The 20,704-nt window shown below is 46.4% G+C and carries 25 protein-coding genes and 1 tRNA gene; 2 read left to right on the forward strand and 24 right to left on the reverse strand.

What is annotated here, in order from left to right:
- Positions 1–79: 79 nt before the first annotated feature.
- Positions 80–304, forward strand: coding sequence for an excisionase (locus VFA_RS08960; RefSeq protein ID WP_038151458.1), 225 nt, complete (start codon positions 80–82; stop codon positions 302–304).
- An 88-nt stretch (positions 305–392) separates the two neighbouring features.
- On the opposite strand, the gene VFA_RS08965 is transcribed toward VFA_RS08960, so the two are convergent.
- The 21 genes from VFA_RS08965 to VFA_RS09075 form a co-directional block, all read right to left on the reverse strand.
- On the reverse strand, positions 393–848 hold the full coding sequence (locus VFA_RS08965) for an antiterminator Q family protein (protein ID WP_038151299.1): 456 nt from the start codon (positions 846–848) through the stop codon (positions 393–395).
- Positions 849–1,439: 591 nt separating this feature from the next.
- The gene (locus tag VFA_RS24290) at positions 1,440–1,757 is read right to left on the reverse strand and encodes a terminase small subunit (protein WP_038151300.1); all 318 of its coding nucleotides are present in this window, start codon (positions 1,755–1,757) and stop codon (positions 1,440–1,442) included.
- Between the two features lie 208 nt (positions 1,758–1,965).
- On the reverse strand, positions 1,966–2,784 hold the full coding sequence (locus VFA_RS08975) for a helix-turn-helix domain-containing protein (RefSeq protein WP_004726395.1): 819 nt from the start codon (positions 2,782–2,784) through the stop codon (positions 1,966–1,968).
- 17 nt (positions 2,785–2,801) lie between these two features.
- On the reverse strand, positions 2,802–3,089 hold the full coding sequence (locus tag VFA_RS08980) for a hypothetical protein (RefSeq protein ID WP_038151303.1): 288 nt from the start codon (positions 3,087–3,089) through the stop codon (positions 2,802–2,804).
- Positions 3,082–3,312: a hypothetical protein gene (locus VFA_RS08985; RefSeq protein ID WP_038151305.1), complete on the reverse strand. Its 231-nt coding sequence runs from the start codon at positions 3,310–3,312 to the stop codon at positions 3,082–3,084. Before VFA_RS08985 ends, VFA_RS08980 begins: the two co-directional genes overlap by 8 nt.
- On the reverse strand, positions 3,296–3,520 hold the full coding sequence (locus VFA_RS08990; RefSeq protein ID WP_038151307.1) for a hypothetical protein: 225 nt from the start codon (positions 3,518–3,520) through the stop codon (positions 3,296–3,298). The genes VFA_RS08985 and VFA_RS08990 overlap by 17 nt, the downstream gene beginning before the upstream one ends.
- Positions 3,517–3,726, reverse strand: coding sequence for a hypothetical protein (locus tag VFA_RS08995; RefSeq protein WP_050780253.1), 210 nt, complete (start codon positions 3,724–3,726; stop codon positions 3,517–3,519). Before VFA_RS08995 ends, VFA_RS08990 begins: the two co-directional genes overlap by 4 nt.
- A 421-nt stretch (positions 3,727–4,147) precedes the next feature.
- The gene (locus tag VFA_RS09000; RefSeq protein WP_038151309.1) at positions 4,148–4,627 is read right to left on the reverse strand and encodes a hypothetical protein; all 480 of its coding nucleotides are present in this window, start codon (positions 4,625–4,627) and stop codon (positions 4,148–4,150) included.
- Positions 4,628–4,775: 148 nt separating this feature from the next.
- Positions 4,776–5,111, reverse strand: coding sequence for a hypothetical protein (locus tag VFA_RS09005; RefSeq protein ID WP_038151312.1), 336 nt, complete (start codon positions 5,109–5,111; stop codon positions 4,776–4,778).
- 59 nt (positions 5,112–5,170) lie between these two features.
- Positions 5,171–7,003, reverse strand: a complete 1,833-nt coding sequence (locus VFA_RS09010) for a hypothetical protein (protein ID WP_140209440.1) — start codon at positions 7,001–7,003, stop codon at positions 5,171–5,173.
- A complete protein-coding gene (locus VFA_RS09015) occupies positions 7,000–8,202 on the reverse strand; it encodes a phage DNA ejection protein (RefSeq protein WP_038151314.1) in 1,203 nt (400 codons plus the stop codon). Before VFA_RS09015 ends, VFA_RS09010 begins: the two co-directional genes overlap by 4 nt.
- Complete coding sequence (locus tag VFA_RS22990) at positions 8,189–9,142, reverse strand: tail fiber domain-containing protein (protein WP_004726398.1); 954 nt, start codon at positions 9,140–9,142, stop codon at positions 8,189–8,191. The genes VFA_RS09015 and VFA_RS22990 overlap by 14 nt, the downstream gene beginning before the upstream one ends.
- A 3-nt stretch (positions 9,143–9,145) precedes the next feature.
- Complete coding sequence (locus VFA_RS09030) at positions 9,146–9,517, reverse strand: hypothetical protein (protein WP_038151316.1); 372 nt, start codon at positions 9,515–9,517, stop codon at positions 9,146–9,148.
- Between the two features lie 206 nt (positions 9,518–9,723).
- On the reverse strand, positions 9,724–10,128 hold the full coding sequence (locus tag VFA_RS09035; protein WP_038151318.1) for a hypothetical protein: 405 nt from the start codon (positions 10,126–10,128) through the stop codon (positions 9,724–9,726).
- Positions 10,129–10,150: 22 nt separating this feature from the next.
- Positions 10,151–11,005 (reverse strand): BRO-N domain-containing protein, encoded by an 855-nt coding sequence (locus VFA_RS22995; RefSeq protein ID WP_004726400.1) that lies wholly within the window; start codon positions 11,003–11,005, stop codon positions 10,151–10,153.
- Between the two features lie 154 nt (positions 11,006–11,159).
- Complete coding sequence (locus tag VFA_RS09045; protein WP_004726401.1) at positions 11,160–11,387, reverse strand: helix-turn-helix transcriptional regulator; 228 nt, start codon at positions 11,385–11,387, stop codon at positions 11,160–11,162.
- Between the two features lie 105 nt (positions 11,388–11,492).
- Positions 11,493–12,386, reverse strand: a complete 894-nt coding sequence (locus VFA_RS09050; RefSeq protein WP_004726402.1) for a hypothetical protein — start codon at positions 12,384–12,386, stop codon at positions 11,493–11,495.
- 2 nt (positions 12,387–12,388) lie between these two features.
- Positions 12,389–13,615, reverse strand: a complete 1,227-nt coding sequence (locus VFA_RS09055; RefSeq protein ID WP_004726403.1) for an integrase domain-containing protein — start codon at positions 13,613–13,615, stop codon at positions 12,389–12,391.
- A gap of 322 nt (positions 13,616–13,937) precedes the next feature.
- A tRNA-Ser gene (locus VFA_RS09065) sits at positions 13,938–14,025 on the reverse strand.
- 136 nt (positions 14,026–14,161) lie between these two features.
- Complete coding sequence (locus VFA_RS09070) at positions 14,162–14,611, reverse strand: L-alanine exporter AlaE (protein WP_014205362.1); 450 nt, start codon at positions 14,609–14,611, stop codon at positions 14,162–14,164.
- Between the two features lie 240 nt (positions 14,612–14,851).
- The gene (locus VFA_RS09075; protein ID WP_208760320.1) at positions 14,852–17,275 is read right to left on the reverse strand and encodes a hybrid sensor histidine kinase/response regulator; all 2,424 of its coding nucleotides are present in this window, start codon (positions 17,273–17,275) and stop codon (positions 14,852–14,854) included.
- A gap of 200 nt (positions 17,276–17,475) precedes the next feature.
- Between VFA_RS09075 and VFA_RS09080 the strand changes: the two genes are divergently transcribed.
- Positions 17,476–18,045: a UPF0149 family protein gene (locus tag VFA_RS09080; protein ID WP_004726406.1), complete on the forward strand. Its 570-nt coding sequence runs from the start codon at positions 17,476–17,478 to the stop codon at positions 18,043–18,045.
- A 78-nt stretch (positions 18,046–18,123) separates the two neighbouring features.
- Here the strand turns inward: VFA_RS09080 and nadA are convergent, their stop codons facing one another.
- The 3 genes from nadA to pal form a co-directional block, all read right to left on the reverse strand.
- Complete coding sequence (nadA, locus tag VFA_RS09085; protein ID WP_004726407.1) at positions 18,124–19,185, reverse strand: quinolinate synthase NadA; 1,062 nt, start codon at positions 19,183–19,185, stop codon at positions 18,124–18,126.
- A gap of 152 nt (positions 19,186–19,337) precedes the next feature.
- Positions 19,338–20,120, reverse strand: a complete 783-nt coding sequence (gene ybgF / locus VFA_RS09090) for a tol-pal system protein YbgF (protein ID WP_004726408.1) — start codon at positions 20,118–20,120, stop codon at positions 19,338–19,340.
- Positions 20,121–20,135: 15 nt separating this feature from the next.
- Complete coding sequence (gene pal / locus VFA_RS09095) at positions 20,136–20,675, reverse strand: peptidoglycan-associated lipoprotein Pal (RefSeq protein ID WP_004726409.1); 540 nt, start codon at positions 20,673–20,675, stop codon at positions 20,136–20,138.
- Positions 20,676–20,704 lie beyond the last annotated feature (29 nt).

The following is a 20,704-nucleotide window of genomic DNA, read 5'->3' on the forward strand; positions in this document are numbered from 1 at the left end:
TGACATCCGAACTCTGTTCAATAAACTAGCTTCCACCAATTGGACAATATCACCACATAGGGTGAATAAGGCAACAGCCATGAACACATACGTTTCGTTACAGGAATGGGCAGACAAGAAGTTTGGTCATGTTCCAACATCAGCAACTCTTTCACGTTATGCCAAGAACGGCCAGATATACCCTAAGCCCGTTAAGTTCGGCGGTCGGTGGCGAGTTGATCCGGAGGCTCAATTTCTGGAACTGCAACCGGCAAATCATGACACATCAAATCCATTGCTAAAGAAAATCTTAAGCGGAGGCTAAAACACGCTCCAACGCATGTTAACGACTCCCGCTACAGCTGTTCTTAACTGGTTGATTTTCTTCCAAGGGACAATTTTGTCCCTTGCTCTTATGCTGCTTTGCTTGATAACTGTTTCAACAAGCCTTGATGAAAGAACACACCAGCCAAGAAGAATTCTGTAAGCTGGATTGCATTTCTAACCTTACCCTCTGAACACTTAACCCGATCGGCTATGGTTGCCAGTCGCGCGATTTCGCTCTTATTTAGCCCGTAGACATAATAAAGCACCAGGAAAGCCATAGCCTGAGAATCATGGTTTTGAAGTAAGTTAGCGATCGCTTTATCGATAACACCGGCTTGTTCGTCAGTGATAGAGATATGATTGCGTGTTGGCTTAGGAGCCACAGAAGCAAGGTATGGAGCTTCTCGATACCAATCGGTGAAAGTGTTGTTGTTAGACCAATTGCCCCACGCATGTAGTAGGTCTCTCGTTCCTGAAAGGTCTAATACACCATTGCCACCAGTAACCCTTCCGTCATGTTTACTCAGTCTAAGATTTCCCATTTGAAAGCCTCCGCGCAATTATTGACCTGTATTTAAACACAGTAGTTAGGTTTCATAAATGTAAATCTCAATGTCAGGTTTTTCCTGGGAGTAAATGAAGCGGAAGTGCCTGTTTTTAAATATGTGTGGATATTTGTTGAACAATAATGCTATTACTTCCATGGTAAATTTTTGTTGGCTTACCACCTCCAATTGTAGGTTCCTCAGATTGAGTTACCGAAACCAAAGACAAATCCCACAAGCTTTCTATTGTCCTTCTAACGTTGCCACGATACTCGTATTCTGAACCGTCCAAATTTGGGCGGTAAATTCTGGTGATAGTTGGGCCACGACGATGTAACTATCACTCTTGTTTACATTGTATACAGTGAGTGGCCTTCCTCCTTGTGCGTTGGGTTTTCCTGCATTGTAGTAAAACCTATTACACCTGATTTCTTCCTCATCCGTCTTTGCATTCTCCTGACTTTTCGGGAGATTAAATTTTAACCAGAATATTTCTAATGTCGGTTAAAACATGGTCGTGGCGTTTTCTAACCTCGCCCTAACCTCGCCCTTTTGGGATAGTTAATAGAGATAACTCAAAGCAGAGATCTAATCCTGATAATTCATGAGCCAGGCGGCGTCCCTAGACAACATGAGCTTACTGGACTCTCTGTTTGATCTTATGCCAACACATTCAACGCTGGCGGCACTCTGTATGCGCTGCTCCATTAGTTCGGCTATCCTTGCCCTTACAATAGGATTCCGCATAAGTCGCCACGCTTGCTGCTTGGCATATTTGTGGGAATAACAACCGGTGCGCCTAACTGCTTTGGTAGGGTTCAAATCGATAAGCATCTCATGGCAAAACCTATCGTATCTATCCGTGATTCGATATGAACTCGCTAAAAAAAGGTCTACATTTGTCATCGATCAACCTCCATTAAAGTTTGCCTTTTAATACTAACATTCACTAGCACCCTGCATGCTACAAACAGCCACCATTTCATCCAATAACTTTGACAGTCCATAGTAAAATTTAGTCAGTGAAATGACTTGCAATGCTTGCTGCACAAAGCTTCAAGGATATTTAGCTGGCATATTGATAACATCAAAACGTCAAGGACAGTCAAAAAAATTAGTCGCGATTATAGTCTTCCATGTATTGCCAAAATTTCTCACCGAAACGCATCTCAGGCCACTCATGGGCGCCATAGGCAAGCCTGAGCCTTACTATTGGGTTTAAAACGCTGTGAGGCTCTCCTAGCTCGTCATCAACATAGATGCAAAGTAATCGACAATCATTGTCACTCACTCCATTAGGTAGCATTTCATCAATAGCCCATTCCATTGCTTCGATATCTTCTTGGCTTGGTCGTGATGGAAATCTTCCCACCTGGTACACGTCTCTCACATGAGCACGAATTGCTTTCCAGAATGCAATGATCTCATCAGACAAATTTTCGTGCGTAACTTTTTTACGCACCCCTGTTCCCCCTGTATTTACGTTTTCTATTACGTTCTCATTTGCGTTCTTGTAGGCAAATACTGCCCCACCATCAGGCAAATATTGCCTGTACGGGGGGCAAATACTGCCCTTACAAATCTCATGTTGTGGTTCTTCAGTCGTATTCGCCGTGACATCATCTTCTTTGTTGGGACAAAGATTACTCCTACCAAGTTGAGATATGCGCTCAAGATTCAATGCATAAATACTGGATGAATCCTTTCTTAACTGCTTTGTGATTAACCCCATGTCAGACAGCGCCTTAGTGGCGTTTTTCACTGACCTTTCAGACACACAAAGGATCCTCGCCATTTCTGACACGCTACGCCAAGATGAGTAATTTTTTTTGGGATTAGCCTTGCGGCACAAAAAGTTTAATACAGACTTCTCACTGCCTTTCATGCCACCGATATTATCAACCAAATCCCAATATTCATTTGGGATTGCCATGACTACAAACCTCTCATTTAACCTTTCCGCTCATCATCAACATAGACCGAGTATTTAGCTTCCCCACGCTCCACCGATGCCCATGCTAAATGTTCGATTCTGTCCAGCAACGCAGACTGAAGCTTCCTATCAGCATCATCACTAGTTAATGTTTGAGCAGCCATGGCTAGCGCTTCGATTTTCTTCATAATAAGAAGCAAGTCTATTGCAAGTGGGACGGCGTTCTTTATTCTCAGCTTTTCACGCTCTCTACTATCGATACTGTTTCGATCAGTAACCACTACTCCACGACTCATACTATTCATGATCGGCCCCCTTGCCTCTGCTAGATTTAATATCCTTAACAAGCTCCTTGAACTCACCTTCAATTCGCTCCAATTGCTCACTGATTAGCCAGAGAGACCCAGAAATAACCTCATCACTTGATGCTTCTACATTTTCTGGTGAGCCAATAACTGATAGGGCAGAGCGAGCCTGAGTCAACCAGCGAGAGACGTTGTCTACTTGGGTGCTATTTTTCGGAGCCATTCCCTTTCTCCCTATTGGCGTTGTTATCATCAACCAACTCAACAAGTTTTATACTTGCGCGATCAATCTGCTCAATAACGAGCCACAATGCATTGGACATATCAAGTACTGTTGAGCGTCCTATATTTTCCTCATCCCCAATCATCAAAGTGATAGAGCGGGTTTGCCCCAACAGTCGTTGGATATCATTAACAATATCGAGGTTCATGCTGCCACCTCCACAGCCCGTCCGGGCATTCGGGAGATAAACACGAGGGGTAAACCGGTTAACTGCTTACGAGCCCGCAACTCAGACGGAGCCACAACAGAGATGGTGCGAATACGCTTGAAACCTGACAGCGTGCGAACGCCACCAGCGATAATAAATGTGTAGATCATTGCTGTGGATACAGCTTGGGTAGGGGTAGTAGTCATGATGACCGCCTCCTTAGTGTGAACATTGAATCCATCACCAAAGAGACCAATCTTATGGAGATGGACTGATCAAGGTTGGTCTTACCGCCACTAAGGTTACGGCGCGCCGAAGCGCCCTCAATCAGCCCACCATAATTTGAATACAAGTACACCTTGTGTACTTCAAAATAGATGTGTGCAAATTGTACGCATAAAAAAACCAGCAAGAAAGCTGGCGACATGCGCCTTAGTGATTAACAGGAGACCAATCCTGATTGCAGATTTTGCTGCAATACGGACACTGTATCGTACTTTTGGGGCAGTCATCAACTAGATTTCTGTTGATGGTTATCACATTTCACGTGTAGGCCGAAGCCTTAACCTTTAGGTCCGATTAATTAACCGTCATTGTATCTATTGGCAAAACACTAATGAAAGAGAGCTATTTAATAGGATTAGCGTGAATAATGAAGTAAGTCAGAGCATCAATAAACGCCTCCGCTTTTTGCTCATCCCGGGTGTAGAACCGTTTTAGTCTTCTTCCTTTGTCATCGACAACTTGAATAGTGTACCAGTCGCGTTTAACGAAAAGCTCAGGGGCACCGAGGGAGTTAAAGTAAAGCCGAGAGTTGATCGCCTTTCCCTTGGTTCTCGATGAGCCAATGCCGATAACCGCATTTGAGCCTAACCTTGTTCCGCTGGCCAGTCCCGTGCTTTTCTCTGAGTATCCCTCGCCAAACGCTAGGTAGTCATCAGTGACAAGCACACTTTCAGGCCGGTGTTTTGCAGACTGCTCCATAATCACTTGCTCAATGATTCGCTCTGAATCTTCTCGGTTCGTCATTGGCTCTGGTGAATACTGAACTTGCGTAGCTGTGCATCCAGTGAGTAGCAGAATAGACAATAGGTGCCAAATCTTCATTTTATCATCCGTGTTTTTTATATTGGGTGAAAATGATATCGTAGAAATCAGTTTCACATAACCGGAACGAGGATATTAAAATGATCTATCTAGCCGCAATTATGGTTGTATTTTTTGCTCATCGACTCCTGACAAGTAAGTAATAATGTCAGTCATCATAATGGTGGACTGACTTTTTGTCGGTTATGATAATGCCAACCGCCACATCTTCTGGAACTCCAGTTCTGACAAGCCTTTTTATTTTTACGTCATCAGAGATTAAATCATCTTCAAGCTGACTCAATTGCATATTAATAGTTTTACATTCCCCCTCCAGTCGCTTTACCTCCCGTTCTAGAACATAAACCCTATCTTCGATTTCTATGCGCATTTTCTCGCCTATTTCATTGGCCCTCCACCTGCCATAGAAATCCAAAATAAGGTAAAAAATCAAGAATGCAACAATGCCATTAAGAGAGAAATTTTCAAAAATCCAGTCAGTCATAAGCCACACCAATTTGCTTTTGGAAAAATATTACCAAAATAATTGGAGCGACTTCTATGCTACTGATCTTGATTTTCGGCGGACAATTCATTCACGGCATTATCTAGTCCGATAAGCGCCTGGTTATATTCCGGCGTGTACGGCCTTGATTGCTTGATCTTGCGAAGTGCGTTTCTAAGTTTGCGAGATTCAAGTAATCGCCCGGCCGTACCAAGAGTAATAGCTCCAGCAGTAGCAACACCGCCAGTACCGGCAATGTCGGCAACAGGGGCCATACTGATAAGGGTCATGATTTGCTGTCCGTTCTGGTTGTAGATGCCAGATTGCGCCGCTTGCTTGGTCTGCTTTAGATAGGACAGAAGATCAAGATATGTCTGCTTCTGTTCGCCCTTCATGAAAACATCCATCTGGTTTTCAAGCTTCTTAGCTCGCTGCAGGAATCGCTCTGGACTTTCGTTGTCCTCGAAAGCCTTAGCCAACTCATTAACCAGCATTCCCCGCGCATTATCTCGCCCCTGACTATCCAGCTCTCGATATAGCTTGACGTTTTCTGAGCGATCGTTGCTCATTAGCATCTTGCTCACTTCTTCTGGCTTCACATCACCTTTGCTCAGAACATTTTTCAGCTTGGTCTTTTTCGCTTCGTTGTATTGCTTCGCCAACCTTGCGTCTACCGCTTTCAGTTTTTGAACAGCTTGAGGCCCAGCGACAGAATCAACAGCGGAGTGAATATCATCAGTCATTGCCTTGTACACTCTGTCGATGACGCGATCAGACTGGGTTTTTGCTGTTTCACTCTTCAGAGATTCACGAACGTACGTCCGGTTGTTTCTCATCGTGTTGTAATCAACATCTCCGCTAGAAATCTGCTCTTTCAGCGTGTTCAGTTGAGAAAGAAGCGCATCATCAGCGATAACACCAGGCTTGGTCATTCTTTCGATTTCAGAATCGATGGCAGCAATGGTTTTTGTTGCCGGCACCGGAGCGTCACCCATCTTATTGCCGATCTCTTCGTAACGCTTACTCATCGCCTTCGATACCTTGTCCTGAGAGCGAGCAAGTGAGTTGTACAGGTCTTGATCGGTTACTTGATTGAAACCTTCCGTAAAGCCTGAGATTGCAGCTTGCCTTGCTTCTTGTTGCTTCGCTCTCATTCCGCCAGTGCCAACAAACGGAACCTTCTCCGCCGCTCCGCGCACAGCTTTGCCAGCAAATGTAGATGGCGGAGCAACATCACTCGCGAACAGTGGTGCTCTGTTCTGTTCTGCGAATCTCTCCGCTCTGGCGATCTGTTCTGGAACCACAACTTTGCCAGGCTGGCGTCCAATGCGTACACGTCCGGCATTAGGAAGCCCGGTCGCCACGGGTGGAAGCGACTGAGTAGCCTCGCCAATGGCGCGCACTTGCGCCTGCCCTGCTTCTGTCTTTGGTTCATAGGTAAACATCGCCGCAGTGCGCTGCTGAAGCGCCTGAGCTTCTTCTGGCGTGAGAATGCCTGCAAGGTCACCAATTGCGCCTGCAAGCCCTCCAAGGGCGCCAGCAGCCATGCCAGTAGTACCACCAGTTATGGTGCTCAACGCAGTCTCACCTGCGCCAATAGCATTCTCAGCGGCAGTGAAATCACTAATGCCTTTTCTACCGCCCGGTACCTCTGGTACAGGTTGAGAGTAACCTTCCTCAGTCGGAAGGAAATACGGATCTTCTTGGCTTACTGGTTGCGTGGTTCCTGCCTGTGGTTGTTCTGCTGGTGGTTGCTCTTGCATTGGCTGAGTTTGAAAGTCCGCTTGAGTTGCTAACCCTGCTGAAATCGCCTTTTGCATGATCTGTTCTTTGGGTGTGCCTTCTGGTACGCCCTTGATCACCTTTCCGTTCGGCAGTCTTACATCCATCACAAATCACTCCATTCAACGACATCTTGCGGCTTCGCTTGCGCATCACCAAACAATGGGTTTTGATCTGCGAACTGTTGGAACTGAGCCTCAAACTCGCCTTGGTCAAAATAGCCTTTGTCTTTGCGGAACTGCTGCGCCTGTTTGGCGTAGTCTTTCTGCCTGTTAAGCAGTGCTTTGTTGTAATCAAACACCTGCTTACGGCCTTCTCGCGTATTTGATAGGTTTGGCACCGTGTTCTGCAGGAATGCCATATCACCTTCGGATAGCGCGCCAGACATTTGCTGAGACTTATCAAGAACAAGTTCATTGGATACAGCACGGAAAGCCTCTGACTCTGGCATTCCTGAAATGTCGATGCCCAAGTTTTTAGCCAGCGCACCAACGGCAAGCTTCGCATTCGCGCCGGGGCCAGAAAACGCCTTTTCGTTTAGCTTGATAAGGCGATCAACCTTGTTCTCTTCGGCTCGTACTTGCTTTTGCTGTTGCTGGATGTCGGTGTATGCCTTTGCATTTAGCTTTCCGATCTCTTCATCAAACTTGCTCTGATTACCACCAACGTTAACCACTGTCTGCGGTTTCTGTTCGCCGCGCACAAACCCGCCTTGGATTGGCTCAAATTGCCCTGTTCTCTTATTTAGGCCAAAAGGTCGCCCTTCTTGGTCAAACTGTACGTTGGAATATTGCGGCGCCTGCTGCTGAATCTGAGTTGACATGTATGAGCGATAACGCTCTGGATAGCTCGCAGCAAACACACCCTCAGTGGTCTTGAGGAAGTTCGCTGGATTGTCCTTGTACATTTGCAGCCTGCCGACAGTGTCGGACGGATCAGCGCCGATGCTTTTTAAATAGTCGATGCGTTGATTTAGGTACTTCTCTGTATTCTCCGGATCGGAAAGAATTCGTGATGTGGTATCCACGAAGTTTTTCTCAGTCGCATCATTTTTGAACTCAAATCCAGATCGAATGGCTTGAGACATTTTAGGGTACTTGATAGAAACCTGAGCGATCTGGTTAGGATCGCCAGACTGCAACGCAGAGTTAATCTCCGATTGCATTTGCTCTTGCTTTGTAACTGCCTGGCTTTTCGCACGGCTTTGATCGATAGCTTGTCCGGCTAGTCCTCCAAATTGTCCAAGAGCTTGTGACATCTGGGAGTTTGCGGACAGAAGCCCGCTCCAGTCTGGGTTATACCCTTGCATAATCAACCACCTTGTAACCAGATTTATCCGTTGAAACAGCGTCAGGGGTAACCTGCTCTGCATGGTCGGCGATTACGCCGCGACTTGAACCAACAAGGCCGAGTTTTTCAGCTTTCTCGTTCCAATCCCAAGTGTAAATCTCGTTTCCGCGATCAGTGTATTCACCAGTCGCCTTAATATTTTTCTTGAGTCTGATGTCAGAGAATGCCGCTAGAAGACCGCCAGCAGCAGAAAGAAGACCCGCTTTATTCTGTTGCTGCATCGCCGCAGAGTTTAACGCCCCTGTACCTATACCTGACATTGTTCCTGTCATTCCGCTAAGGGTGTCGCCGCCAAATGACCCAAGACCTTGTGAGCCTTGAAGACCGCGGCCAGAAAGAGCGCCAAGAGCATTGAAGTAATCGTATTGCCCTTGATATTCACGAGCAAAGTTTTGATTGGCGAGATTACTCAACAGAGAGGCTGAGCTTGCTCCAAGCGCATTGCCTGTTGCTGTCGAACCTAGCCCCCCAGTTGCTTCTGCAGCATTCAATAGCGAGTATTGAGCTTCTTTGTTCATGGTTTTGAATTCAGGCGATGAGACTGCGGCTGCATAATCCGGTCCAGAAGTAGCCATGTTTTGCAGCGTACTAAGCAATCCCTCTTGTTTCCCGAGCGCTCTCTGGCCAGCATTTGAATATGGTTCAAACTGGTTTTTGATGTAGTTTAACCAATCCTGCTGCATCCCTAACGTTTTATAGCCAAGATCTGCAGAAGTAGCAGCTGCTTTCGCGGCGGCTTGCCCGCCCATAAGATCACCCGGGTCGAGAATGCTCATCAATCCACCATCAGCACCAAGAAAGCTACCTCCACTACCCAAAGCCCCACCAAGAAGACCTCCTGATACAGGTTCTCCTGTTATTAAACCTCCGCCCAATACTCCGCCTAATGCATTTCCCATATCTCAATACCTCTTCATTAGAATTGTTTCGTCAATGGAGCCATCGAATAGAAGCGCATGTCCGCGCCACGTCTCAATGAATCCAAATTTTTTAGCTAAGTTACAAACATGCTTTCTCGTTACACTTATTAGGGCCCAAACTTCTCTGTTCCCAATAAGATTCAAAATATCGGCAACGGCTTCACGGCACCGGTAACGCTCTCCTATCTTCATTGCCATGTGTAATTCAACGTATTTACCACGCTCAATTACTACGAAAACCCCTGAATCGTTCCAAAGGTAATAATTACCTTTGACCAGCGGCCATGCATGAACACCCCAGAGATGCATTAATTGAGAACCTGTGTACCCGTCTATTCGGTTAAGTACTTTCATAGAGCAACTTCTGTTTTCACTGTCATGTACTCAAAGTTCTAAATAAATACATGGTATTGTTATAAAGAAGTTCAGAAACTGAACTAAGTAAATCGCCTCATGGGTTCAGAAACTGAACCGACAGAACTCACAATTCACCTGCTTTTTGCCTCGCTTGGTCCAGAAACTGAACCGAACCTAGTTCAGAAACTGAACTGAGCGTTTTGTTACCATTCAGTCCGTAAAGGCGTTCTAGTTGGCCCAATCTCTAACTCCTTTCCTAAACACTCATCCACAGGTAACCAAGTCAGCGCATACAAAGCACAGCGTCCACCTGGATTCGTGAACTTACCTTGCCTAGTCATCGAAATAAGCCGTCTCATCTGTAACTCCTTCAACGCTTTAACTAACGTTTGTTTTCCGCCAATACCCCAACTTTGGGCTAATGTATGAGTTGCAGCCAAATCACCGTTGTTCTTGCCCTTGTACTGATAAGACATCCACAACAACAGACGCACAGCATTTCCAGACAAACTCCTAAAATCCTCGCTCTCCATTACTCTTCTTGGAATGCCAGCAAAGCTCGTTCTTACACTCTGGCGCCCTTTGGCTCGCTCTCTTGTTTTTGCCATAAATCATTAGTCCGCCACCTTATTAGTGAAGAGCTTTAAGCTGCGCTGGAGTCAGTTGGCTGGTGGTATAAAGCCCATCCCAGTCCTTACGCATCGGCAATTTGTCTTTCCGATACAATCGATACAAAAGCTCAGCACCTTTTGGAGTCACAAGCGTCTTATAGCTACGCTTCCCGGGTTGGTATTCATATGAACTACACGTAAACGATGTATTTCTATAAGCTGACGACGGCCTAAAACCATGTCTCTCAGCGATCAGAACACCAATAGACGCCAAAGAACTTTGGACATCTTGGGTGTTAACTCCATTGAGCTGCATACAGAACGAAGGAATCGTTACCCCAGTGGCAAGCTGCGCAGAAAGATCTTCAATCGCACTTGATAGTCGAGCGTTCTCTTGCTCTTTCTCCTGGATAGCGCTTTGGGCCACCAGCAATGCTTTTGCCATTAGTTCTTCCGGTGATAACTCACTCTGGCCATGTGTATAACCTCCATGCTTTCGGATAGACGGTAATACTTCACTTGTTACCCAGCGCTTAAACGCTTTAGCCTTAGGTAGCTTTGAAGAAAAGATAAGAGCGTATAAACCAGATTCGTTAATCGTGGTTACTTCCTGCTCACCTCCAAGGGTGTCGTGATTCGCGACGCCCTTGTCCTCAATATCAACATGCTTAGCTAATGCGTCTCGTGGATTTTTGTAGCCCAACGTCTTAGCGACTTCTCCACCAATAAACCAAGGCTGACAATCAACATCAGTGACAACCTTTAACTCTCCGAACTGGGCGTTTGTGAATACCTTCAGTGAGCGATCAGTGTTATAATCTTTCTCGGAAACTAAGTTAGATTGCGCCCTATCATGGGCGTTTTCTTTTTTCATAGCTCAGCGTCCTTTCCCGCATAGCAGTCGATGGCACAATCTAACGTGCCTTGTTCTGTTTGGAGTGACTTAGCCGGCCTTGAGTGTCCATCCACATTAGCCGCAGGGTGAACAAGGGTTAATACTCTTTTGTTACCGTTTTCGTTAGTTTCCATCATGCGGCAACCTCACGGTTACTGATTAAATGACCTTTCCAGGCATCACATTCAGATTTCAGCCAGCCAATAGAATTCGGGCCAATTTTGATAGGTTTGGGAAATGTGCCTCTTTCCATCCAGTTGTAGATGGTTTGTCGAGAGCGCGCTCCAGTTAAAGCTAAAACTTCTGGAAAGCGTAAGACGGGGTCAATGTTTAAGGCTTGGTTGGTTTCGAATTGAGTCATGGTCACCTCTTGTCGCTTGTTTGTTCCTTTGGACAAGAGGTAATTTACGGCACTGTATAAAATGACAGTAGAAAGTTAAGGTAACTTTCAGGAAAGTTAACTATTTTAAGGCTTGTATTGTGCCTTAGCTATCCAGTTTCTGTAATTATTTTCACCTAAATTCAATGGCTTAAGATCTTTATTAATCAAATAACTATCCATAATATTTGGAGCTAGACTTGGGTTACTTTCTAGCTCTTCATTGAGATCGGGCAAACAAGCTAGCAGAGCTTTTATCATATCGCTTTGGGCTCTTTCAGTACGAGGTTTCCTTTGCTTCCCTTCCTGTACCTCCTGCTCTTTAAGTTGTTGCCTTATATCTTCGCTGTTATATCGATTGGGGAGAGCCTCATCGGAATATATCGCCCTATACAATTTTTCAATATCTCTACGCAATATATAGTGTGTTTTATTCTCAATATGATCACTGTCAACTGATATTAACCGTACTGTAGCTCCGGTAAACTCTTGTTCTCCTGGCTCTACAATCATTTCGTCGATAGGATATAACGAACTCTCTCCTGCAAATTTACGTTCATTAAAGAACCAGAACCCATCAGCTATAGCTTGGTAACTTAGAGATATACCTTGTGCTAACACATCGCAAATACTAAGACCTGATAACTCTTGTAAATGCTCAATGTTATACGGGCCAATTCCTATGACGAATCCCATAGAAGACGAGAAGTTAGCCCCCTCAACTATCTTGTCTATTTCAGCAACAAGATTTTTATCATGTTGATTTAGATTGCTTTTCCAATGAATCAATGCTTCACATATGCAATCATCTAGTTTGACTGCCAGATTTATCGCACCAATTTCACACCAGTGATAAATGTCCTCAACTTCAACTCGTAACATTCTGGAAGCGCGTTCGATGGAGCAATATTCTAGCGGTAGCAGCACTGGGGCCCCATTAATAGCACTTGTCTTATCATCATCTTTCTTACCATAAGTCATATCTACACCACCTTAAACTGACGTAACCCGGTAACAGACATAGAGCCATAACTAGCCTGTTCTATGCGATCGCTCCACCATGCCATTAACGGCCTGCGCTGCTCCAGGTAACTGGTACGGTTGTAGGCTTTGCGAATAGCGTTCTTGTCTGTGTGAGCAAGTGCTGCCTCGATCACATCAGCATTAAAACCCTGCTCATTCAGCGTTGTTGAGGCGAGAGAGCGCAATCCGTGGGCTGTTGTCCTGCCTTTGAACCCAACACGACTGAGTGCTTTATTGATACTCTCTGTATCTGTGGGCTTCTTAGGATCACGTATTGAAGGGAACACATACTCTCTATGCCCACTTATAGGTCTAACAGCTTCAAGAATGGCCAGTGTCTGTGTCGTAAGTGGAATTTGATGTTCTTTATTCATCTTCATGCGATCGGCCGGAATGGTCCACACTGCACTTTCAATATCGATTTCACACCATCGGGCGCCGGCGGCTTCGTTTGGGCGGGTCATGGTATGAAGTTGCCACTCGATCAAGCTTTTCGTTGTCACTGCCATATTCGCCCGGGCGACGGTTTGCACCAGTTCCGGCAGTTCGTGAGGAAGCAGAGCCAACATGTGCTGGACTTTCGGTTTCCGGAATACTTCCCTGATGCCGCTAAGAGGGTTAGCGTGTATCATCCCGGCATTCACGGCATAAGTCATTACTTCATTGATAAGTTGCGCGGTTCGTTTAACAGTTTCAAGCTGGCCTTTCTTCTCAATTGGTTTGAGTGCCGCAATGGCCATAGGCGCCGATAGCATAGAAACAGGAATCGAGCCGATTTCAGGGAAAGCATAAAGCTCAAGTTTGCGCCAATTGCCTTCTATCGTTTTTTCTTTGATGCGGTTTCGCTTGGTATCCATCCAGAGAGTTGCTACAGCTTTAAACGTGTTGTTTTGTTCACTGGTGGTCTTCGCTTTCTGTTCCGCTTTGACGAGTTGCGGATCAATTCCGTCACTCACCAACTTTCTAACCTCAGTTGCTTTTAACCTGGCATCAGCCAATGACACGTCAGGGAAAGAACCAATTCCTGTATACGTTGGTTTACCTGTAGCCGGCTTAACGTAACGACACTCCCATGATTTAGTCCCACTTTTACGAACGTATAGAAATAGCCCGCCACCATCTCCAAGACGATATGGTTTTTCTCTAGGTTTTGCGCTAGAGACTTCACGTGCAGTTAGCTTTGCCATGTTGGCCCCCGAAAGTAATGCTTCTTTTGGGTCAGTCCTGCTCCTCGATTGTCGAGTAATGCTTTTAGCAGTAATTATAGATATCAACTGGTTGCAAAGTTTTGAAGCGGTTATAGCCCAAAACTTTCAGCTCCAAGTAATGCCGATTTTTTTCCCAAAAGTAATGCTGAATTTCTATACAGTATAAAAGCATTACTTGAGGCATTACAGAAAAAAATGGTTTGGAATTGACGCGGTTATACCGGAATGGACGCTAACTATTTGATTTTTGGGAATGTTAGAAATGAAAAAAGACGTCCTTGGACGTCTCTTTACATGAAATTGGCGGTGAGCAAGAGATTCGAACTCTCGATACGTTGCCGTATACACACTTTCCAGGCGTGCTCCTTAAGCCACTCGGACAACTCACCGTTGTGTTAACCTTATCGGCTAACGAGGCGCTAATTTAATGATTCTGCTGAAGATGGTCAAGAGCAAAACCTAAAAAAAGCGGACAATGTGGTTTGTTTGCTTACTAATTGGCTAATTCGCACAAAATCACCGCGTTCAGATGTTTTGATAGTAACCTGGCACTTTAAACCAACGGCGACACATGTCGAGGAAGTAACCATACAGCACGCCCATGCCACAAGACACCAATGCGTTACTGGCCACCGCGGTGATGATCTGTTCGCTTGACGCGCCAACGGTGTACAAAATCGCCGCGTAAACCGGTGACTGGAACAAGACATACGCCACCAAATCCGAGATGTTCTTCATCACGCTCCCGGTCGACAGTTTTCGACCTTGACGCAACACGAAATCTCGAAAGACGCCATACGGCCATGCAATGGCGATGTTGACCGGAATCGAGAGCGTACGCGAAGCCAGCGACTGCTCAAACGTCATACCTGAAATAAAGATCTCGATGATCATTCCAGCGACAAAACAGAACACGACCATGGCAAATGTATCCGCGGCTGCGTGTCTGATACAAAACGGACCACGTGGTTTCATTTACACCCTCATCAATGAAATATTTAACTGCAATTTAAATGATTTAATAAAACAGATGACTGGATATTACATTTCATCCAGATTATGGCGCTATTAAATCACACAAATATTAGTTTTAGGTTCCGTTTTTCGTTTCAAATGGTAAATAAACTACCAAAAAGTGAGAGAAAAGTAGCCACTCCCGCTAAATTTACAACTACTTAACAAGACAATCGTTTAACTTTGCGCTCTATTTGTAATTTAATTACAGAATTCAGTCAGTAAGACCGTTAAAAGATCGATCTGATCGTGTGAGGGAACGCGCCCTCTTCTTAACGATTCAAGGGTCTGTTCCAGAACGTGGACAATCTGGTGATCGGCAGGAAGTGGAAGGGTTTGTTGCAATGATTCGGTGATTTCCAGCGCGTCATCAACGGCTTGATTATCCAAAGCAATATAGAGTTTGACCAACAGTTCTTCGGTTGAACCGGAGAACACGGGCTTTCGCTGATGCGTCTGAAATTGATACAGGGCATTGGCATGACGATATAACGCATCGTCTAGTTCATTCTCGTCAATCGGTTTGGCAATAATAAAATCGGCGCCCGCATGGAGCATCTGCTCGCGCGTTTCTTTAAAAACATCTGCGGTGCAGCCAAAGATGAGCACTTTGGCTTTGTCGCTCTCCAAGCGTCGAATGCCATCAATCGCTTCAACGCCATCTTTAACTGGCATGTGGTTATCCATCAAGATGAGGTCGTAATGACCATCTTTGACGGCTTTGATCGCTAAAGCGCCATTTTCGACACACGAGCACTCAAACCCTTTGTTTTTCATGAAAGTTTCCAGAATGACGCTGTTGGTGCGATTGTCTTCGACGATCAGCACCCGCAATCCTGTGTAACTGACGTGACGCAGTGGTTTCGTGGTGGTGGTTTGTGACTCCGTCGCATCAATGGCCACGCGAATGGTAAAACTGGTTCCAATGCCCACTTCACTCACCACGTTGACAGAACCGCGCATCAATTCGGTGATCTGCTTGACGATGGCCAGCCCCAACCCAGTGCCGCCAAAACGACGTGTGGTAGACGATTCCGCCTGCTCAAACGGTTTGAAGATTTTGTTTTGCGCGTCTTTGGGAATGCCGATGCCAGTGTCACGCACTTGAATGATGAGATACAACTGCTCGCCAACGGTTTCTTCTTCAAGAATCACCTCGACCAACCCACGATAGGTGAACTTAACCGCATTGTTGAGTAGGTTGAATAGGATTTGGCGCAAGCGTGCTTTATCCGAGTAATACCAACGGTTCTCTTCAATTTGTGAATAGACTTTAAATTGCAGCCCTTTTTCGTTGCACAACGTGGAGTAAACGCTGGTGACGCTACCAATGATGGAATCCAGCGGAAAACTGCTGCGATCGAGCTCCAAATGGCCCTGCTCTATTTTGGAAAAGTCGAGGATTTCATTCAGCAGCGTCATCATGTGTTCACCGGACTCGTAGAGGCTCTTCATCTGCTGACGTTGTCGCGGTTTGAGGTCGCTTTTTAACAGAATTTGCGCGGTTCCCAACACACCATTCATCGGTGTACGAATCTCATGAGACAAGGTCGCTAAGAACGCACTCTTGGCTTTGGTTGAAGCCTGGGCTTTGACTTTCTCCGCTTCGAGATACACGGTTTTTTGATTGAAGGTATCGATAAGGTAACGGATTTCATCTTGGCTGTGGTACGGCACATCGATGATCCCGCCTTCCATCGACTCATCCACTTTTTGTGCAATCACCACAATCGGCTTAATCAAGTAGCGATTAAGCAGGTAATAACCGAACATGACGCACAGCAATAACAAGGGAATTAGCCCGCGCTCCACGCCCGAGATCAACTCATACACTTGCTCGTTGACCAATCGACGCGCATTGACCACTTCCAACTGCCAATGAAAATCGCCAAACGGGTATCGGCTGACATACGCGCCGCGGCGTAAATGAAAATTGTGCTCACTGATGATCGAGCCATAGGCATCATGCAGTTTGATCCCAAGGCCATATTCCTCTGCGTGATCAGCAATAAAATCCACAAAGCCTTCGAGCGACAAATCCACCGTAGCCACACCCGCAAAATGTCCATCCACGTAATACGGTGCGGAGGCGGTGATCATCTGCACTTGGGTGTAAGAGTCCACATAGACCGGCGACCACGTTACGCTGCCTTTGGGTTCATCCACCGCCGACAGATACCACGCTTCACGGTCATAACCACCGGCCGCCGGATTGTTCCAAGAGATCAATTGATCAACCTTGCCATCACTGGCGCGGTTGAAGAACAGGCTGGTGTACTGACGATCAGGCACAATGCTGTTGGGCGTTGGCCACAATCCGCCGCTAATCACCACACCGTCAAGAATGGAGAAAAGCGACCGCAGCATTCGGCTTTGCTCCGTCTGCCCTTGCCCACTTTGGCCGATGCTCACAATGCTCTGTAACACGCCGATGGAGCTGTTCAGTGGCTCCCGCACTTGTGTCGCTAACAGCGTCGCGCGCAAATCCAGATTCTGCTGTACCTCTTGGCGAAAAGGAGCCTCCACCACCCAATAGGTCACCGTTCCTATCGTCGCGAGGAAGAAAAACAGGTACACGCCCAGAGCGAGCATACTTTTGCGTTTCAGTGAGGAACGTATTTCCATAAGCCTTTGAAATTTTTCCGTTTGTACAAGTATAGTGAATAAGTTATTGAGTAAAATGTTTTATTCATTGATTTCGTGATTCAGACACCGCTCTCTTTTGCTCGCAAAGCATTCGGTTTTGATGCAACTAATTCGCCTTTGAGGTGCGTTTGAGGGTAAGATGGACGCTTATTTTCCCCAGATAAGTATGGAACTCTATTTTGACGTTACACGATATTCTTGCCTTACCTGAGTTAGAAGACCGACTGCTAAACGAAGCGAAGACCCGTGGTTTTGTGACAGCGATGGCTTCCGCGCCCAACATTCTGCCACCCGAAGAGTGGCTGCCATTCTTATGGGGCGGAGAAGAAGTTGCGCCATTTACCGACGCCGAAGTGATGGAAAGCTATTTTCAACACATCATCGACATGTGGAACGTCTATCGCCCAGCGCTGTTAAATGGCAGTTGGGCATGGCCAGAAGGCTGTGAACTGGATGAAGAAGAGATCATCAATCAAGCCGCACGCGATTTTTGTGAAGGCACACTGCAAGGCTGGCAGCTCGCGCGCGATGACTGGGAAGTGCTGATGCCGCAAGAGAGCCAGGACAACGCACTGCTCGGTGGTGTGTTGCTCTCGCTGAGCATGCTCTATGATCCGGAAACCTCGCTCGCAACCTTGGCTGAACAAGGTTTAGAAGGCCTTGATCAGTTTGAAGAGATTTACAATGCGATTCCAGTGATGCTATGTGGCCTGACCCAACGTGGGGTGGCACTGGCTGAGCAGCAGTGATCGATATGATGTAAAAAAGCCCGTCCAATGGACGGGCTTTTTCGATGGATTTGCGGTCAATGAAAACTCGCTGACGGCTTACGCGTTGCCTTTGACTTGCATGTTCAGTTGTTCAGCAAAATCCAGCATGCGATTAAGTGGGATCAGTGATTTCACACGGAGCACTTCATCCACAAAGATTTCATGCGCTTCACCGCCATCACGCAAGGCCTGTTCAATCGCCTTCAAACCGTTCATCGCCATCCACGGGCAGTGAGCGCAGCTACGACAGGTTGCACCAGCACCAGCGGTTGGCGCTTCGATCAACTCTTTTTCTGGCACCATTTGCTGCATCTTGAAGAAGATGCCTTTGTCCGTCGCCACAATCATTTTTTTCTGTGGCAGCGATTTGGCCGCTTTGATCAGTTGGCTGGTTGAACCGACAGCATCTGCCAGTTCCACCACGCTGGAAGGTGATTCTGGATGCACCAAAATGGCAGCATCAGGATACAGCGACTTCATTTTTTTCAGCGCATCGGCAGAGAACTCATCGTGTACGACGCATTCGCCTTGCCACAACAGCATGTCTGCGCCCGTTTTATTGGCGATGTATGAACCTAAATGGCGATCCGGTCCCCAGATGATTTTTTTATCATCGGCATCCAGATGTTCCACAATTTCCAAGGCAATGCTAGAGGTGACAACCCAGTCTGCCCGTGCTTTGACCGCCGCGGACGTATTGGCATACACCACCACCGTGTGGTCTGGGTGCGCATCGCAAAATTCTGTGAATTTGTCTGCTGGGCAGCCCAAATCAAGCGAACATTCCGCTTCCAGTGTTGGCATCAAAATGCGTTTTTCGGGCGTAAGGATTTTGGCAGATTCCCCCATGAAGCGCACACCAGCAATAATCAGCGTGCTGGCAGGATGGCGGTTACCAAACTTAGCCATTTCAAGGGAATCACCCACAAAGCCGCCCGTTTGTTCAGCCAATGCCTGAATTTCAGGATCGGTGTAATAGTGGGCAATCAACACTGCATCTTTGTCTTTCAGCAGTTGTTTGATACTTGCGATGTACGTTTGTTTTTCTTGTTCTGTTAACGGAATCGGTTTGGGAGGGAACGGGTAAACCGTGTCTATCTTATCCAGTATATGACTCATTGCTCTTGCTCTACGCAACTTCCTTAATCCGGGCATTGTACACTGTAACCTCAGCGATAGGCAAAAGTGATTGGTGCCAGAACGTGGTATCCAAACCGTCCATTATCGCAACACACCAGAGACAAAAAAGGCCGCAGCATGCGACCTTTTGACTACTTGAGATTTTCTTTTGCCACTTTGGCAGATGCACTGTCTGGATATTCATCCACAACTTGCTGATAGTATTTCTTTGCCTGTGCAGCGTTGTTATTACGCTTGGCGATATCGCCAAGTTTGACCATCGCATCCGCACGCTTGTTGGAATCTTTGTATGCCAACACAGCCGCGAAGCTCTTCACCGCTTCTGGATCTTGCTTCTTCGCAAAATAGAGCTGGCCTAGCCAGTAATGCGAATTCGAGGCGAAATTTGAATTAGGGTAGTCTTTCTGAAACTGTTGAAACGCAGCGATTGCGCCAGCGTAATCACGTTTTTTCAAGATCAGATCGACGGCATTTTCATAGGCAGCTTGTTCGTCAGCATCACTGCTGAATGTACCAGCCGGAATCTCTTCACTTTGACTGGTATCTGCCACGGCAGCCGCAGCCGGACGTTTTTTCATGTCACTACGAACGTTATCCAGCTCGACAAACAATTCGCGCTGACGCTCCAGCATTTGCTGCATGTCGTAGTTGTTTCGTTCTATCTGCCCACGTAATTCATTAATTTCCAAGGACATATCGTCCAGTTGCTTTTGCATTTGCAACTGCATGCGATTACGGTTTTCCAGCAAGCGTTCGAGACGTGCCACCTCACCTTCTGGCGCACCAGAACGTGTCGCAGACGCGGAATTGTTGCTGTTACTCAGGTCAGATACTGGAGCTGGTGCAGCGAACGAAACGCTCGCTGCACTTGCCAGTAACGTAAGCGTAAACACGCGCTTTAGGTTACTGAACATGAGGTTCATCCTCAATTAGTATACTAGAACAGCACGGCGGTTCTTCGCGTATACTTCTTCAGTTTGACCTAGAAGTAGCGGCTTCTCTTCACCGTAGCTTACGATAGCGATTTGGTCAGCTTGAACACCCAGTGCTTCTAGGTATTTAGCAACAGCTTGCGCACGACGCTCACCCAGTGCGATGTTGTACTCTGGAGTACCACGCTCGTCTGCGTGACCTTCGATAGTCACTTTCAGGCTTGGGTTCTTAGTCAGGTATACAGCGTGCGCTGCTAGCATTTCTTCGTAATCGCTTGCGATTGTTGCGTTGTCGAATGCGAAGTAGATGGTTTGAGTTTCACGAAGCGCTTGTTCTTTCAACTCTTGTTCAGAAAGTTGTGCATTCTCGTCCATTGGCGAAACAACGGTCGTATCCACGTTGCCTGCTGTACCTGACGTAGTTTGGTTAGTTTCAGAACCAGAAGCGTTTGCCGCTTCGTCGCTTGAACTACATGCAGTCACTGCTAGTACTGGTAGCGCAATCAGTAGCCCTTTAAGAACTTTGTTAAGTTGCATCTTATTTTCCTTACTATGTAATAGTTAGT

This window comes from Vibrio furnissii CIP 102972 (genome assembly GCF_000176175.1).
Lineage (GTDB): Bacteria > Pseudomonadota > Gammaproteobacteria > Enterobacterales > Vibrionaceae > Vibrio > Vibrio furnissii.

Coding starts and splice junctions, on each gene's coding strand:
- VFA_RS24290 (WP_038151300.1), bottom strand. CDS start 1,757: ATGACAAATGTAGACCTTTTTTTAGCGAGTTCATATCGAATCACGGAT.
- VFA_RS08990 (WP_038151307.1), bottom strand. CDS start 3,520: ATGAACCTCGATATTGTTAATGATATCCAACGACTGTTGGGGCAAACC.
- pal (WP_004726409.1), bottom strand. CDS start 20,675: ATGCAACTTAACAAAGTTCTTAAAGGGCTACTGATTGCGCTACCAGTA.
- VFA_RS22995 (WP_004726400.1), bottom strand. CDS start 11,005: ATGAAAAAAGAAAACGCCCATGATAGGGCGCAATCTAACTTAGTTTCC.
- VFA_RS09035 (WP_038151318.1), bottom strand. CDS start 10,128: ATGGCAAAAACAAGAGAGCGAGCCAAAGGGCGCCAGAGTGTAAGAACG.
- VFA_RS09070 (WP_014205362.1), bottom strand. CDS start 14,611: ATGAAACCACGTGGTCCGTTTTGTATCAGACACGCAGCCGCGGATACA.
- VFA_RS09075 (WP_208760320.1), bottom strand. CDS start 17,275: ATGGAAATACGTTCCTCACTGAAACGCAAAAGTATGCTCGCTCTGGGC.
- VFA_RS09055 (WP_004726403.1), bottom strand. CDS start 13,615: ATGGCAAAGCTAACTGCACGTGAAGTCTCTAGCGCAAAACCTAGAGAA.
- VFA_RS09005 (WP_038151312.1), bottom strand. CDS start 5,111: ATGACTGACTGGATTTTTGAAAATTTCTCTCTTAATGGCATTGTTGCA.
- VFA_RS08975 (WP_004726395.1), bottom strand. CDS start 2,784: ATGGCAATCCCAAATGAATATTGGGATTTGGTTGATAATATCGGTGGC.
- VFA_RS09050 (WP_004726402.1), bottom strand. CDS start 12,386: ATGACTTATGGTAAGAAAGATGATGATAAGACAAGTGCTATTAATGGG.
- VFA_RS08985 (WP_038151305.1), bottom strand. CDS start 3,312: ATGGCTCCGAAAAATAGCACCCAAGTAGACAACGTCTCTCGCTGGTTG.
- VFA_RS08960 (WP_038151458.1), top strand. CDS start 80: ATGAACACATACGTTTCGTTACAGGAATGGGCAGACAAGAAGTTTGGT.
- VFA_RS09030 (WP_038151316.1), bottom strand. CDS start 9,517: ATGAAAGTACTTAACCGAATAGACGGGTACACAGGTTCTCAATTAATG.
- nadA (WP_004726407.1), bottom strand. CDS start 19,185: ATGAGTCATATACTGGATAAGATAGACACGGTTTACCCGTTCCCTCCC.
- VFA_RS09000 (WP_038151309.1), bottom strand. CDS start 4,627: ATGAAGATTTGGCACCTATTGTCTATTCTGCTACTCACTGGATGCACA.
- VFA_RS22990 (WP_004726398.1), bottom strand. CDS start 9,142: ATGGGAAATGCATTAGGCGGAGTATTGGGCGGAGGTTTAATAACAGGA.
- VFA_RS09045 (WP_004726401.1), bottom strand. CDS start 11,387: ATGACTCAATTCGAAACCAACCAAGCCTTAAACATTGACCCCGTCTTA.
- ybgF (WP_004726408.1), bottom strand. CDS start 20,120: ATGTTCAGTAACCTAAAGCGCGTGTTTACGCTTACGTTACTGGCAAGT.
- VFA_RS08995 (WP_050780253.1), bottom strand. CDS start 3,726: ATGACTACTACCCCTACCCAAGCTGTATCCACAGCAATGATCTACACA.
- VFA_RS08980 (WP_038151303.1), bottom strand. CDS start 3,089: ATGAATAGTATGAGTCGTGGAGTAGTGGTTACTGATCGAAACAGTATC.
- VFA_RS09015 (WP_038151314.1), bottom strand. CDS start 8,202: ATGCAAGGGTATAACCCAGACTGGAGCGGGCTTCTGTCCGCAAACTCC.
- VFA_RS08965 (WP_038151299.1), bottom strand. CDS start 848: ATGGGAAATCTTAGACTGAGTAAACATGACGGAAGGGTTACTGGTGGC.